12 protein-coding genes and 1 pseudogene are annotated in these 14,088 nt (G+C 60.8%); 2 read left to right on the top strand and 11 right to left on the bottom strand.

The annotated features are described in order from the left end of the window. The first annotated feature begins 24 nt into the window (after positions 1–24). On the top strand, positions 25–1,170 hold the full coding sequence (locus SINAC_RS27270; protein ID WP_015248795.1) for a M20 family metallopeptidase: 1,146 nt from the start codon (positions 25–27) through the stop codon (positions 1,168–1,170). Between the two features lie 12 nt (positions 1,171–1,182). Continuing rightward, positions 1,183–1,998: a hypothetical protein gene (locus tag SINAC_RS27265; protein WP_015248794.1), complete on the top strand. Its 816-nt coding sequence runs from the start codon at positions 1,183–1,185 to the stop codon at positions 1,996–1,998. An 87-nt stretch (positions 1,999–2,085) separates the two neighbouring features. Here the strand turns inward: SINAC_RS27265 and SINAC_RS27260 are convergent, their stop codons facing one another. The 11 genes and pseudogenes from SINAC_RS27260 to nuoB form a co-directional block, all read right to left on the bottom strand. Next, positions 2,086–3,657, bottom strand: coding sequence for an NAD(P)/FAD-dependent oxidoreductase (locus tag SINAC_RS27260; protein WP_020466877.1), 1,572 nt, complete (start codon positions 3,655–3,657; stop codon positions 2,086–2,088). A 725-nt stretch (positions 3,658–4,382) separates the two neighbouring features. Beyond that, entirely contained in the window at positions 4,383–4,790 is a 408-nt protein-coding gene (locus SINAC_RS27255) for a hypothetical protein (RefSeq protein ID WP_015248792.1), read from the bottom strand. A gap of 68 nt (positions 4,791–4,858) precedes the next feature. Continuing rightward, on the bottom strand, positions 4,859–6,640 hold the full coding sequence (locus SINAC_RS27250; RefSeq protein ID WP_015248791.1) for an NADH-quinone oxidoreductase subunit N: 1,782 nt from the start codon (positions 6,638–6,640) through the stop codon (positions 4,859–4,861). Between the two features lie 171 nt (positions 6,641–6,811). After that, positions 6,812–7,141 carry an NADH-quinone oxidoreductase subunit NuoK gene (nuoK, locus tag SINAC_RS27245; protein WP_015248790.1) on the bottom strand — a complete coding sequence of 110 codons (330 nt, stop codon included), beginning with the start codon at positions 7,139–7,141 and terminating at the stop codon, positions 6,812–6,814. Positions 7,142–7,151: 10 nt separating this feature from the next. Further along, positions 7,152–7,838 carry an NADH-quinone oxidoreductase subunit J family protein gene (locus SINAC_RS27240; protein ID WP_015248789.1) on the bottom strand — a complete coding sequence of 229 codons (687 nt, stop codon included), beginning with the start codon at positions 7,836–7,838 and terminating at the stop codon, positions 7,152–7,154. A gap of 55 nt (positions 7,839–7,893) precedes the next feature. Then, a complete protein-coding gene (nuoH, locus tag SINAC_RS27235; RefSeq protein WP_015248788.1) occupies positions 7,894–9,228 on the bottom strand; it encodes an NADH-quinone oxidoreductase subunit NuoH in 1,335 nt (444 codons plus the stop codon). Positions 9,229–9,285: 57 nt separating this feature from the next. After that, a complete protein-coding gene (locus SINAC_RS27230; protein WP_026012093.1) occupies positions 9,286–9,642 on the bottom strand; it encodes an NADH-quinone oxidoreductase subunit A in 357 nt (118 codons plus the stop codon). 28 nt (positions 9,643–9,670) lie between these two features. After that, positions 9,671–9,937 (bottom strand): hypothetical protein, encoded by a 267-nt coding sequence (locus tag SINAC_RS27225; protein ID WP_015248786.1) that lies wholly within the window; start codon positions 9,935–9,937, stop codon positions 9,671–9,673. Between the two features lie 247 nt (positions 9,938–10,184). Beyond that, positions 10,185–10,907, bottom strand: a complete 723-nt coding sequence (locus SINAC_RS27220; protein WP_015248785.1) for a 4Fe-4S binding protein — start codon at positions 10,905–10,907, stop codon at positions 10,185–10,187. Between the two features lie 94 nt (positions 10,908–11,001). Further along, entirely contained in the window at positions 11,002–12,084 is a 1,083-nt protein-coding gene (locus SINAC_RS41995; protein ID WP_390553822.1) for an NADH-quinone oxidoreductase subunit D, read from the bottom strand. 243 nt (positions 12,085–12,327) lie between these two features. Continuing rightward, positions 12,328–13,665 (bottom strand): annotated as a pseudogene (gene nuoB, locus SINAC_RS41990) (NADH-quinone oxidoreductase subunit NuoB); the annotation flags it as partial. Between the last annotated feature and the right edge of the window lie 423 nt (positions 13,666–14,088).

Genomic DNA, 14,088 nt, shown 5'->3' with positions numbered 1-14,088 from the left:
CGTCCCCGCGAGAGAACCGAATCTATGCACGGGCCCAACCTCCTGAACTGGATGAATCCGAGGCGAGCGACGATGCTCGCCGACCTGGCGACCCTGGTCTCGGCCGAAACGCCCAGCCGCGACAAGACTCTGCTCGACCCGTTCGCGACGATGCTGGCGGGGCGCTTCCAAGCGCTCGGAGGGAAGGTCGATCTGATCGACAACTCGGCCGGCGGCAATCATCTCGAGGCCTGGTTTGCCGCTGACGCCCAGCTTGACCTCCCCCCTGCCCTCATTCTGGCCCATTTCGATACGGTCTGGCCCCGGGGGACACTCGCCGATCGCCCCTTCCGCATCGACGGTCCTCGCGCATACGGGCCGGGTTCGTATGACATGAAGGCGAGCATCATCCTGCTCGAAGCCGCACTCACCGGCTTGCGTGAGCTCGGCCTGACGCCGCGTCGCCCGATCCATGTTTTGATCACGTCGGACGAGGAGATCGGCAGCCCAACATCCCGGTCGCTCATTGAAGCCTCTGCGCGAGACGCGGCCCACGCCCTGGTTCTTGAACCTCCGCTCCCCGGCGGCCTGCTCAAAACGGCCCGCAAAGGCGTGGGCGGCTTCACCATCGAGATCGAAGGGAAGGCCGCGCACGCAGGCATCGAACCCGAGAAGGGCGTGAGCGCGATCAACGAGTTGGTGCTCCAGATCCCCCGAATCAATGCCCTGGCCAATCCAGCCGTCGGCACGACGATCAACGTCGGACTGATCGAAGGGGGGACGACTCCCAACGTCGTCCCCGCACGGGCCATGGCACGCGTCGATGTGCGCGTGACGACGATGGATGAGGCGCGTCGCATTGAGGACGCGTTCCATGAACTGCAAGCGCTGACGCCTGGGGCTTCGGTCCAAGTCACCGGGGGGATCAACCGTCCGCCCATGGAGCGCACGCCGGCCGGCCGAGACCTTTTCGAGCGGACCCGACAGATCGGCCGTTCGCTCGGGCTCGAACTGGGCGAAGGTTCAACCGGGGGGGGCAGCGACGGCAATTTTACCGCAGCCCTGGGCGTGGCCACGCTCGATGGTCTGGGCATGCCGGGCGCGGGTGCACACGCGATTGACGAGCATATTCTCATTGAGAGCCTACCGGAACGCGCGGCCCTGTTGGCGTGTCTGCTCCTGGAACTTTGAGGTCATCTTTCGATGAGTGAAGAGATTACGATACGCCGCCCCGCCAACGTCCACGAGTACCATTCCTGCCAGCGAGCCCAGCGCCTCGCCTGGGGAATCGCCGATGACTCCTACGTCGTTCCCATCGCCACAATGGTCGGTGCCCAGCTTCACGGCGGCATCGTACTCGGCGCCTTCCTGCCGGATGGAGAGGCGGTCGGCGTCTCGTTCGCCTTCCTCGGCCGCTCCGGAGGCCGGCTCTGTCTCTACTCGCAATTGACCGGTGTGGTCCCCGGCCGGCAGTCGACCGGGCTTGGCTACCGTCTCAAGCTGGTTCAGCGTGACCTGGCACTCGAGAGTGGCGTCGACCTCATCGCCTGGGCCTTCGATCCGCTCCAGGCCGGCAACGCCCGCTTCAACCTGGTGAAGCTCGGCGCCACCTCCGGCCACTATGTCGACGATATGTACGGCCCGCGTACCGACGCGCTGAACCTTGGCGTCCCGACTGACCGACTGATCGCCGAGTGGGACCTCTCCGCCCCCCCGCGCCCCGAAGCCGTAGCCTCGCACGAGTGGTCGAGCTATCCTCACCTGATTGAGTCTAAGGCGCAAGCCGATGGGTCCAGAGCGGTCGTCAAGACCCATCCTGCGGAGGGTCCGAACCTGCTCGTGGAAATTCCCCAGGATATCGCGGGACTTCGCGCTCGCGATCCGCGCCTGGCCGAAGCGTGGCGGCTCGCAGTTCGCGAAAGTTTGACCATGGCATTCAGCGCCGGTTATCGCGCGGTCGGATTCGTGCAGGACCGTTCGGAGGCCGAACGGCGCGCGTTCTACCTGCTCCATCGTTGAGATCCGCAAGCGACGAAAGAAAGGCCAGGGTCCAAAACGGACCCTGGCCATCCCGTTCGCTCAGGCCGCGATTCGCTCGATTTTCGCTCAGGCCGCGCTGATCTTCCGAGGGACGATTCGGCCGGTGGTGTCTTCGGCCTCGTTCCCTTCCTCGTGGTACTCGGCGTCGGTGTTCACTTTCCAGGTGTCGAACTGTCCCAAGCCGAGGATGTTCCGTGCGGCCAACACGGCCGTCATCATCGAATGGTCCTGGTTATTGTATTTGTGCATACCGTTGCGCCCTGCCAGCTCAAGGTTGGGCAGATTCTTGAGCCAGGCGCGAATCACGGCGAGGTGCCCTTGATAGGCGTCGTCGTAGACCGGATAGGCCTTGGGCATCCGCACGACGCAGCCGTCGCTCACTTCGGATGCGGAGATCAGGCCCATCTTGTCCATCTCGCGCCGTCCCAACTCGATCAAGTCGGCGTCGGGCATGGTCCAGAGGTCATCACCCTCGAAGCAGAAATACTCGAGCCCGAGACTGCTCTTAGTGGGGTCGGGAACGAGGTCGGGAGACCAGTTCTTGAAGTTCTGCACGCGGCCGAGGCGCACGTCCGGCTCATGGATGTAGATCCATGTGTCGGGGAAGGTCTCAGCACGATCGACGATCAGGACCACGGTGAGGAAGTCGCGATACCGGAGCGACTCGGCGGCCTTGACGACGGCGTCGGGCGGTTGCGGGCTCAAGCAACGGATCAGTTCGCGAATCGGTAGCGTCGAGATGAAGTTCTGACCATGGTAGGCCGTCAGCTTGCCGTTAGAGTCCTTCGCCACGAACGTGGTCACGGCCGTGCCGTCGTGCTCGATCCGGACGACGCGGCGGTCGAGGTGCACGGCCCCGCCTTGCCCGCGAATCTTGTCGCGCGCACATTCCCACATTTGCCCAGGCCCCAGGCGCGGGTACTGGAAGGATTCGATGAGGGTCTTGATGACTTCCCCCTTCGACTTCCGATTGCCGAACAAGGCGTTCGTCACCGCGCCTACCAGGCTCAGCCCTTTGATTCGTTGCGCGGCCCACTCAGCCGTGATCTCATTCGTGGGCATTCCCCAGACCTTCTCGGTGTAGGTCTTGAAGAAGATCTCGAAGAGGAGTCGGCCAAATCGGTTAACGACCCAATCCTCGAAGCTCCGCTCGGGCTTGATGGGCTTGAGGGTCGCTTTGAGGTAACTCGCCAGAATCAGGGTCGCCCGCCAAGGGCCGAGCTTCATCAAGGCATCGACCGGCTTGAGCGGATAGTAGAAAAACTTCCGGTTGTAGTAGATCCGGCTCAACCGCGAACGGGTGATGAACTGGTCGCCGAGGATCTCTCGCCAGATCGCGTTGACCTCGGCGCTCTTCGAAAAGAAGCGATGCCCGCCGATGTCAAACCGGTATCCCTTGTATTGATCGGTCCGGCTGATTCCACCGACAAGATTGGGGTCAGACTCAAGCACGACGCTCGAATGACCGTGCTTGGTCAACTCGTAGGCCGCAGTGAGACCGGCAGGACCTCCTCCAGCAATCACCGTCGCATGAGAGGCGACAACGGCGATCCCGTCCGGGTCATCGACCTTGGTCCAGCGATGCGGCGGCAACCCCGAACGAACCGTCCCGGTTCGTGATGAATTGATGTCCATCATGGCCTCCCATCCTTTGGAGGTGCGTCCGCTCGCCGGGTTCGTCCCGGTGCGTATCAGTAGTCCCGGCTCGCGAGTGGGCCGACGCGAGTTTTTGGCATATTCGCGGCGAACGGTCAAGGTCGGCATTTACCGACCCCAGAGATGAGATGCCGAAATAAGCACCCCTCGGGATGCCGAGCGATGCGATAAAGCCTGTAACGGAAACTCGCGAACCGTGCGACACAAAAATTCCTATCGCTCGGCATCTGGTGCGCGAATCTGGGTAAGGAACGCTGTCTGAAAAGGAAGTTTACGGCCTGAACTGGTAGTTCGGGTGTCCTGGCGGCCTTGAGCGACCTCCGTCGAATTCAGATGCGTGCACCAACTGCCGAGCGATTACCAAATTTTTAACCACGAATGACATAAATGACACGAATAAAACACAAAGAAATTCAATCATTAGTTTTCATTTTTTTCTTCATTCGTGTCATTTGTGTCATTCGTGGTTAAATTCTCCTTTTTTTTCCTAACGCTCGGCATCTGGTGCGCGAATCTGAGTAAGGAACGCTGCCTTCAAATCGTTCGTTGACGTTGAGCCGAAGAGATCAAAGTATCGCCTGACCGCGATTCAAAAAAGAGAGGTGAGTACGAGGAATCGTCAGAGACTCGGGCGAAATCGAGCCGGGCCGGCCGTGCTACTGGAATCACGGCCAGCCCGAAAATCAGAACTTGCCGGAAGCTACGGGTTAGGCTGACAAGATCTCGAGAGTTCGTTTGACGAACGCCGATGCGGCGGCGAGGTTTTCGGCGGGCGGCGTCTTCAAACCCTGGGCACGCTCGAAGGCGACGATAAAACTGGCGTCGAGCAGGCCTGGTCGAACATAGAGGCCCTCGCAAGCTAGCATCAAGCAGCGCAAGCCCGCCTCCCGATAGCCCTTCTGATAGACCAGGGCGCGCAGGCAGGAGAACATCGCCTCATAGCTCAGGAAACTGATATCGGCGGGATCACCCTGGCCGGTCGCCTGGAGGTTGGCTGCGGCCTCGAGACGGTCTGCCGCCTTGGCGAGCAGAGCGGGGATCTTCTCCGGCGCCTGGTCGTCCTTGAACAGATAGGGGCTGTCCAGGCATTTTTGCAGCGTGTTGATAATGGCCATCGCCGTTACGTCTCTCTTCGCGAGGAATCACGAACTCGGATAACCGCCGACCTGGACGCCGATTTCTTTCACGACTTCGGGGCAGGAGCAGGGACTGGCGTGGGAGCAGGAGGAGGTGTCTGCCCAGGATCGACCGACGGTTGTTGCGAAGCATCGTCCCGCAACTTTTCGGTTGAACCCGAGGACGCATCGTCTGAAGGATCGGCTGAGAATTTGACCGCAGCACGGGCGTTCGACGAGAGCATCGGAATCGAAGCTCCCTTCATCATCTCCATCAACGGAGCCGGGTAGATCCCAGCGCCAATCACGACCGCAGTCGCAAGCACGATCGGCAACGCAATGGACGTCGACGCAGGCGACAAAACCGAACGGCCCGGATCGCGGAGGAACATGGCCTTGAGAACGCGCACATAATAGAAGGCGGAAACGACGCTATTGAGCAGACCCAACGCCACCAGCCAGATCAAGGCCACCCGGGTGACCTGGTTCCCCTCCTGGTCGAGCGCCTCCATGAACATGTAGAGCTTTCCGAAGAAGCCTGCGAGCGGAGGCATGCCGATCAGCGAGAGCATGAGCAGGAGGATGCAGGTCGCCAGGAACGGATAGCGGTAGGCCAAACCGTTCAGGTCGTCGATCTCATCGCTCTGCTTATCGCGGGCGAGCCAGGCAGCCACGGCGAATGCGCCGATATTGCTGAAACCGTAGATGACCAAGTAGAAGAGGACCGAGCCGGCCGACTCCTGGCGACGCACCGAAACACCCGCTGCCGCAACCCCCACGAGCATGTAGCCGGCATGGGCGATCGAGGAGTAAGCCAGCATTCGCTTGAGGTTCCGCTGCGCGAGGGCGGCGAAGTTACCGTACGTCATCGTGACGGCCGACAAAATGACCACAATCCCGATCCAGCCGGGGCTCATCACCGAGGCATAGCTACTGCCCCAAGGTCGCAGGGCCACCAGGAGCACTTTCATCAGCGCGATGAAGCTGGCGATTTTCGATCCGGTGGCAATCCAGGCCGTGACCGGTGCGGGGGCTCCTTCATAAGCGTCGGGGGCCCATTGATGGAACGGGACCGCGGCCACCTTGAAGCCGAAGCCAACCAGAAGGAGGAGAACGGCCGTGGCTCCCGCGAGATTCCCCGCTAGCCCCGTGGAACTGGCGAGAATGGGACGAAGCACATGCTGGATGGCGTCGAACCGCGTGGTGCCGGTCAGTCCGTAGACAAGACTCAGGCCGAACAGGAAGAGTGCGGAAGAGACCGAGCCGTAAACGAAATACTTGAGACCCGCCTCGGGAGAGCGCCTTTTATTCTTCTCGAACGCGGTCATGAGATACAAGCAGATCGTCATCAACTCAAGGGTCAGAAAGAGGCTGAGCAACTCGTCCGACGCGATCAGGAGCATCATGCCCACGGTCGACCACAAGAGGAGCGCGAAGTATTCGCCCCAGTCTTCGGTAAACGACCAGGACATCGACAGCCAGGAAACCAGCCCCAGCATGATCACCAGGAGGACGTTGAATGTCTCGGTGAGCATATCGTCGGAGAGACTACCGAGAAAAAGGCTCCGATCGGGAAAGCTCACATAGTCGATGCCCGCGAAGTTCAAGGTTTTCGCAAGGTCGTAAAGATTGAACCGAATGACGAAGGGAAGGAAGGCCGCGCCCAGGGCAGCGACGATCCCGAGCAAGGTTAGCCGGCCGGCGGCCTGTTGACGCCGCGCCGCGGTCCGGCTTCGGAAGACCGTCTGGTCGGCCATCAGCACTAGCAGTCCCCAGAACGCGAGAATCATCTCGGGCGCCAGGGCGTGGAAGTCGCGAAGGTCGAGAGACGGGATAGCGCTAGGAGGCATCGGCTATGGCCCTTGGTGGCGTTCGTTACGGTGCGGTATCCGCTCCGACTCCGGGGGACGCGAGCATCTTCCGTCGAGCGGGATCATGGGTTCGGACGATTCAGTGCCGGGGCATCTCGGGATCGGCCGTGATTCGGTCAGCCAGTCAGACGGTCACCGGATTCGATTCGATCAGCGGGAAAGGCTATCGAAACGGTCCACGTCGGCCGAATGCCAACGACGGTAGCAAAGCAGGATCAGACCAATACCCACCGCCACCTCGGCCGCGGCCACGGTGATGACGAAAATGGCCATCATCACGCCAGTCAATGCGCCCTCATCCGGCGCAGGAATCCCGTACCGCCAGAAGGCGACCAGGTTGATGTTAGCCGCGTTGAGCATGATCTCGATCGCCATCAAGACCGCGATCGCGTTGCGGCGCAGTAAGACGCCCATCAGCCCGATGGAAAACGAGGCCGCGGCGAAGTAGAGAAACCAATTCAACGGAATATCACGGCTCATCGCGGGCGACTCATTTCGAGGGTGAGGAGAGTGGTTCCGATCGCGATCCGTTTAGGCCGGCTTGAACGTTGCTCGAAGAGGGTTCCGTCGACCCGTGCCGTGCGGTGGCCTGAGCCCCGAGTCGGGCCGGTTCGTCTTCCCCTTCACGATGGGCCAGTGCGATCGCACCGACCAGGGCCACAGTCAGGAGAAGCCCGGCGACCTCGAACGGGACGACGAATCGGGTCATCAACTCGTAGCCGACCGCGAGTCCCATGTTGTTGATGGCAACAGCTCTCGGAGAGGGCGCTTCTCCCTCCCGGGTCACGATCGACGGCCGATTCACCGTCGCCGACCAGTCGGCACGATCTCTCAAGCCGACATGGTTGTTGATCCCGAAGCCGAGCATGATGAAGAGCCCGAGCCCCGCGACGAGCGCTGGCATCGTCCAACCGGGAGCGACGGTCGTTGTATCGTCGCCCTGAATGTTTCGTGTAAGCATGATCCCGAACATGAGCAGGATCGCCACCGCACCGATGTAGACGAGGACCTGGATTGCCGCCAGGAACTCGGCCTCGAGGAGGACGAACTGGCAGGCGACGATGAAGAAAAAGGCCACGAGGTAGAGAGCCGCGTGAACCAGGTTTCTGGCCAGGATCGTCCCCACGGCCGCGACCAGTCCGAGCGATGAGATGACCAAAAAGAGCGTTTGACTCACGAGGTTCAACTCCGGCCCTCGGCAACACGGGCCAATCTTGGGTGAAGCGTTCGACTTATCGCGCGGTGACGGGAACGATCACGGCCCGCCTTGGTTTCGCGGCTTCCAAAAGCGCGGTCCGCTCGTTGCGGTTAAACCTGAAGACGAGCCAGACTGAGAGGCCGACGAGGGGGAGCGTCACAACCCAGCCCAGAATCCAGCCCGGAATCGACAGTCCGGCAAAGGCGACCGGTCGCCCGGACCTGAGGGTACACTCAAACCAGACGGCCGCGATCAGGATGTTAATGAGGCTCAAGGGGACCATGTACTTCCAGGCGAAGTTCATGAGCCGGTCGACCCGCATTCGAGGCAAGGTGACGCGGATCCAGAACATCACAAAGATCAAGAAGAAGACCTTCAAAGCAAAAATGGAAACCGAGATCACATTGGTAATCAAAAATGCCGTCGTGGTCTCAGCCCCAAAGATCCGAGGGTAATCCAGAATCGGAAGCAAGCCGCTGAACGGAAGACTGCCGCCGCCGAGAAAGAGAACCGTGGTCAGGCAGCAGACCGCGAAGACGCTCAGGTACTCCGCCAAGAAGAAGAGCCCGAAACGCATCCCCGAATACTCAGTGTGGTAGCCGGCAATGATCTCGGATTCCGCTTCAGGCAGGTCGAACGGAGTTCGGTTCACTTCCGCCAGACTGGCGATCAAGAGCAGGGTGAAAGCGAGCAGGCCGGGAGGAGACCAGAGGAACCAGCCGTGATCGAGTTGATGATTCATGATCGCGACCATACTCAGGCTGCCCGTCCAGAGGACGATCGGCACCATCGCGAGCACTTGGGGAATTTCGTAGGAAACGAGCTGGGCAACCGCCCGCATCGCACCCAGAAGTGAATATTTGTTGCGGCTCGACCAGCCCGCCAAGAAAATCCCCATCGCACCCAGGCTGGAAACGGCGATCAGGTAGAGCAAGCCCGAGGGAGGATCAATCGGCACCAGCCCGTTGAAGTGCGCAGGGTGCTCTTTCTGGCTGGTCCCCAACCCAAAGGGCACGACCGCCAGCACGAGAAAGGCCGAGACCAGGAGGACGACGGGGGCGAGCAGATGGACGAGTTGATCGGCTGACCTGGGGACGATGTTCTCTTTGGTGATCAGCTTGAGCGCATCCGCAATCGGCTGGAGCAAACCGAGCGGGCCGACCCGATTGGGGCCGATCCGATCCTGGAACCGGGCGGCGACTTTCCGTTCGGCCCAGACCATGTAGGCGACGATACCGGGGAAGATCCCCACGAATCCCACAACCAGCCAGAGCGCCCATTGCACCTTGGTGGAGAAATCTAGGTTGATCTGCTGCTGGGCCCAGACGATCGGCAAGGCCCAGGCGGTTGCGAAAATCACCGTTAGCATCTCCCCTCGGTCAAAGAAACCAGATCGCCAGTCGCGAACCCATCCAAACGCCTCGGCTCAGACCCAGCGCAGGACGCCCTTGGCCCACGCATAGGCCAAGCCGATGAACAAGATGGCCAAGAAGATGACCATCTCGACCAGGGCGAACAGACCAAGACTCGAGTAACTCACCGCCCAGGGGTACAGGAAGACGGTCTCGATATCAAAGACCACGAACATGATCGCGTAGATATAGTACTGGATCCGAAACCGGATCCAGGTCTCTCCGTGAGTCCGAACGCCGCACTCGTAGATATCATCCTTGGCCAGCGAGGGCTTGCGAGGAGCGACGATGGCGACGAGCAAAAGCGGGGCGAGCGCAAAGCCGATCGCGGTAAAAAGCAAGAGACCCACGAATATGTAGTTGTAGATAATCATGACGTCAATTGCTCCGATACCGCGTTCAATTCGAGGACAATGGCTGGACGACGCTGTATTCATCGACGGCGACGACGATCACTTCCCCATCGTCGCGACGGAGCCTGATCGTAGGCTGGTGGCAGTAGGAGGCCTTGCCGCCCATCTCAATTCCACCGACGGGACGGAGGCCGTCCAGCTCGACCAGACCCTCCACCTCGGTGGTCCATTCACGATGACCGACGCGAACCCGTTGGGTCACGCGGAGCCTGGTGCCGGCAGTGTACTTCGGTTTCGGAGGCAAAGGGATCATGATGTCTTCCGGCGATTGCTCAAGGCCTCGATTGCGCCTTGATATCCTAGCTGAGCGAACATCTTACGGCGGTCAGTTGAGGTCGGCAAGGGGTCACCCCCTTCTCCGCAACACAAGCTAACCCCATACATAAAAGCAGTTACCCAAAGGCGGTTTGGCGGTGACATTGGAGCGCCGAAATCACGAGCCTGGAGGGCCTCCAACGGCCGGTTCGACCGTCGGTTGCCGACCGTTCCCGCGTCGCGACTCAAACCTGCTCGACAGCGACCGGCTTCGGGGCAGCTTTGGGCGGAGCGGCCGGTTTGGCCGTCGCCGTGAGCGCCTTCTGAAGCCGCTGGTCCTTCTTCTTAGCGACCTTGTTCCGTTCGGCGACTTCCTCGTCACTGCTCCAGGCGTCCGGGTGCGTCCGCGAGTAGTACTCGCTGGAAACAAGCAGGTCCTGGAGGCTGTAAATGTGGGTCTGGTGGCGTTCGTAGTTCGAGAGCTCGAAGTTCTGATCCATCTTGATCGCGTCGAACGGGCAATACTCCGCACAGAGTCCGCAGTTCATGCAGACATCCATGTCAATGTAAAAGTCTTCAGGCAACGGGACCACGTTCCCCTTCGGCCCTTTGGCCTGGGACATCCAGATGCACTGAGGAGGGCAGACTTTCGCACAGATATTGCACGAGGTGCAGCGCACGTTACCATCGTCATCGTCGTAGATCAGGACCGGCAGAACGCGGAACCGCTCGTAGACCGGGAGCCGCTCGTCGGGATACTCGACCGTAAAGAGGCCCTCGGTCTTGTAATCCTGAAGGACGGTCGGCTCCTGCCCACGGTCCGCCTTGTAGGGCCAGAGGTCGAACAACTGGTGCCCGCCGCCTCGGCGTTGGAGCCCCTTGCCCGCTCGGATATCGCGCCAGAAAGTGAGCAGGAACCGCCGAAGCGTGACCAGGTGGCCCGTGATAATCCCGTAACCGCTGCCCATGGTTCAAGAGTTCCTATCAGTCTTGGAGGATGGGCGCCGCCCACCGAACGTATCCCGCGAGAGGGTAGGCCCACCCCACCCGGCCGATCCGACCTTAGCGATCCACCTCGCCCAAAACGATGTCGAGACTCCCGAGAATTCCCACGACGTCGGCGATGGTGTGACCCAAGCACATTTGCTCGAGCGCGGTCAGGTTGATGAAACTTGGACTCCGGATGTGATAGCGGTAGGCGGACGACGACCCGTCGGCAACCACATAGTAACCGAGCTCCCCTTTCGGGTTCTCGACCCGAGAGTAGGCCTCTCCCGCAGGAACCTTGATCTGATAGGTCTTTTTGCCGGGCAGAATCGGCCCTTCGGGAAGGTCACGAAGGGCCTGCTTGAGAATCTTGACGCTTTCGCGCATCTCCTCAAGGCGGACGAGGTAACGGTCGTAGAGGTCACCATTGGTGCCGGTGACCACCTTGAAATCGAACCGATCGTAGATACTATACGGGGCGGCTCGGCGAATGTCGTACGAGACCCCGGAAGCGCGGAGCACGGGACCGGCCGTCGAGAACTCGATCGCCTGTTTGGCGGTCAAGACTCCGACCCCTTTGCAACGTTCGAGGACGATCTCGTTCCCTGAAAGGTAGCGGTCCAGCTCATCGATCTTACCGTCGAGGCGGTCGAAGGCGATCCCCTTGCAGCGTTCCACCCAGCCTCGGGGGAGGTCGAAGGCGACACCACCGAACCGGAAGTAGTTGCACATCATCCGGCTGCCGGCGGCCCACTCGAACAGGTCGAGGATCAGCTCCCGTTCCTCGATCGCGTAGAGCGCGGGGGTGAAGAAGGCCCCCAGGTCGTTGAGCAGGAACCCGATCGACCACATGTGGCTGGCGATCCGGGTCAACTCGGCCATGATTACACGAATGTACTCGGCCCGCTCCGGGGGTTTGGCGTCATCCCCCATCAGTTGCTCGACGGCCAAGGCGTAACCGAAGTTGTTCCCCATGCTCGTCAGGTAGTCGAGCCGATCGGTGAACGGGAAGTTCATCAAGAACGTGTTCCGTTCGCCAATCTTCTCGTGATTTCGGTGCATGTAGCCCATGACGGGCTTCAAGCCGACGATCGTCTCGCCGTCAACCCGCAGGTTGATCCGAAAGACACCGTGAGTGCTCGGGTGCTGAGGACCCATGCTGATAAGAAACTGATCGGTGGCGAGTTCGCTGACGGTGACCCCGCTGGGCAGCAGCGACTCTCCCTTGACGTCGGCGTTGCTCGAGAGCTTTCCCCAGTCCTTATAGCCCTGGGGGATCTTCATGTTGGTGCCGTACGGGTTGATCTCCTCAGCGCGGAAATGCTGCCCGTGTCCCTCCTCGACCCGGCTGTCGAAGACCTTCGTCGGACCTTCGTAGTAAGGCTCGAGGAAGTCCTTGCGGAGCGGGTGGTAGGCGTAGCCGTCCCACATCAGGATCCGGGTCAGTTCGGGGTGTCCGGTGAACCGGATCCCCATCATGTCGTAGACTTCGCGTTCCTGGAAGTCCGCACCTCGCCAGACCCCGACGAGCGAGGGGACCTCGCCTTCCCCCTCGACCTCCGAGGTCCTGACCCGCAACTCGATCAGCTTACCCTGCGTGCTCGTGCTGTCGAGCTGGTAGTTGACCTCGATGCAATCCTCGAAGTGAACGCTCTGCAGGCTGACCAGGTAGTCGTACCGGATCGGGTTCTCGTCGCGGAGGAAGCGGCAGACGGCAACGAGCTGCTCGGGCTTGACCAGAAGCGCTGCTTGAATGATCGTGACGGTTTCCGGCCCGAACCTGGCGTTGATCCGCCCGGCCAGTTCGTGCAAACCTGCGTCACCGAGCCAGACGAGGCTGGGCCTGGCCTCGGCCCGCTTGACCTTCTTCGCGGGCTTGGCGGCCGGTTTCGCAGCGGCGGCCGGCGCGTCGCTGGTTTCCGCGACGGCTTCCCCCTTGGCCTTCGCCCGGATCAAGTCGATCTTACTCGGCCCTTTGGCCACAGCCGCCGGTTCGGGAGCGCCGTTCGCTTGCGCCTCCACCTCATGTTGCGGGGCGGGAATCTTGGTCGGCTTGACCAGGCCCTCCTCACGCGCCTCAACCAGCCCCTGGGCCGTCTTCTCGGCCGTCAGCTCGACGGTGCGCAAATCGATCAGGTCGGGACCGAGGACCGGGATCGGGATATCGCGTTCAACGTCGTTGCGATACCAGGGCGTTTGCGTGATCCGCTCGCCATCAATCTTCTTCTGGAGCATGATCAGGCCGTTGAGCAAAGCCTGAGGCGTCGGCGGACATCCAGGGATATAGACATCGACGGGCAGGTATTTGTCAATTCCCGAGACAACATTATACCCTTCTTTGAAGGGGCCACCACCGGTGGCGCACGCCCCCATGGAGATGACGTATTTAGGCTCGGGCATCTGGTCGTAGAGTCGCGCGATCATCGGCATCATCGTCTTGGTGACGGTGCCTGAGACGATCATGACGTCGGCTTGCCGTGGTGATCCCCGGAACACCTCAGCGCCGAAGCGGGCGATATCGAACCGGCTTGACGCCGTGCAGATCATTTCGATGGCGCAGCAGGCCAGCCCAAAACCAAGCGGCCAAAGGCTCGAGCGGCGGCCCCAGTTATAAACGGTATCGACCATCCCCAGGAGCTTGTCCCAGGAGGTGACCAGGACGTGCTGTTCCAATTCCTTCTGAAGCACGGGGTCGATGACCGTGCTCCATTCTGGTCGGGTGATCGTCGGGGTGGTCATTGTTTCAGGATGCCCTGAGTCAAGTCGGGAATACAAGAGAAGGAGAACGTCCGCTCGAGAGCCCCGCCGCGGGCGGGCCTTTACCTTATCAGACCAGGTTGGATCAATAGCTGATCAGGTCCGCCCTCCCCACGAGCGTTATCCTAAACACCACGCAAGCCTTCCGCCAGTGGGTTCCGCTTCCCGGCCAGATCAGCGGGAAACCGGTGATGAGTACCACTTACACTCAACCATCGGAATCCGCCGCCAGGGGATGAATCAGGGCCTAAATTCAAAGGATCGAAGCGGCCACGACTCTTTCCGGGGCGATCTCTATTTCGCACGGCGGCCTTCGCGCCCATAATAGTGGCATGGAACGACCCAGCTTTCAACTGAGTGTCGCGGGCCTACTCGCTCTTGTGGCGTGTATTGCCTTAAATATCT

This window comes from Singulisphaera acidiphila DSM 18658 (assembly GCF_000242455.2).
GTDB lineage: Bacteria > Planctomycetota > Planctomycetia > Isosphaerales > Isosphaeraceae > Singulisphaera > Singulisphaera acidiphila.
This window is presented reverse-complemented; position numbering and strand designations above follow the sequence as displayed.

What these genes read in the sequence shown, in the direction of transcription:
- SINAC_RS27265 (WP_015248794.1), top strand. Translation starts at nt 1,183, where the DNA reads ATGAGTGAAGAGATTACGATACGCCGCCCCGCCAACGTCCACGAGTAC.
- SINAC_RS27220 (WP_015248785.1), bottom strand. Translation starts at nt 10,907, where the DNA reads ATGGGCAGCGGTTACGGGATTATCACGGGCCACCTGGTCACGCTTCGG.
- nuoH (WP_015248788.1), bottom strand. Translation starts at nt 9,228, where the DNA reads ATGCTAACGGTGATTTTCGCAACCGCCTGGGCCTTGCCGATCGTCTGG.
- SINAC_RS41995 (WP_390553822.1), bottom strand. Translation starts at nt 12,084, where the DNA reads ATGGGTCCTCAGCACCCGAGCACTCACGGTGTCTTTCGGATCAACCTG.
- SINAC_RS27250 (WP_015248791.1), bottom strand. Translation starts at nt 6,640, where the DNA reads ATGCCTCCTAGCGCTATCCCGTCTCTCGACCTTCGCGACTTCCACGCC.
- SINAC_RS27260 (WP_020466877.1), bottom strand. Translation starts at nt 3,657, where the DNA reads ATGATGGACATCAATTCATCACGAACCGGGACGGTTCGTTCGGGGTTG.
- nuoK (WP_015248790.1), bottom strand. Translation starts at nt 7,141, where the DNA reads ATGAGCCGTGATATTCCGTTGAATTGGTTTCTCTACTTCGCCGCGGCC.
- SINAC_RS27225 (WP_015248786.1), bottom strand. Translation starts at nt 9,937, where the DNA reads ATGATCCCTTTGCCTCCGAAACCGAAGTACACTGCCGGCACCAGGCTC.
- SINAC_RS27255 (WP_015248792.1), bottom strand. Translation starts at nt 4,790, where the DNA reads ATGGCCATTATCAACACGCTGCAAAAATGCCTGGACAGCCCCTATCTG.
- SINAC_RS27270 (WP_015248795.1), top strand. Translation starts at nt 25, where the DNA reads ATGCACGGGCCCAACCTCCTGAACTGGATGAATCCGAGGCGAGCGACG.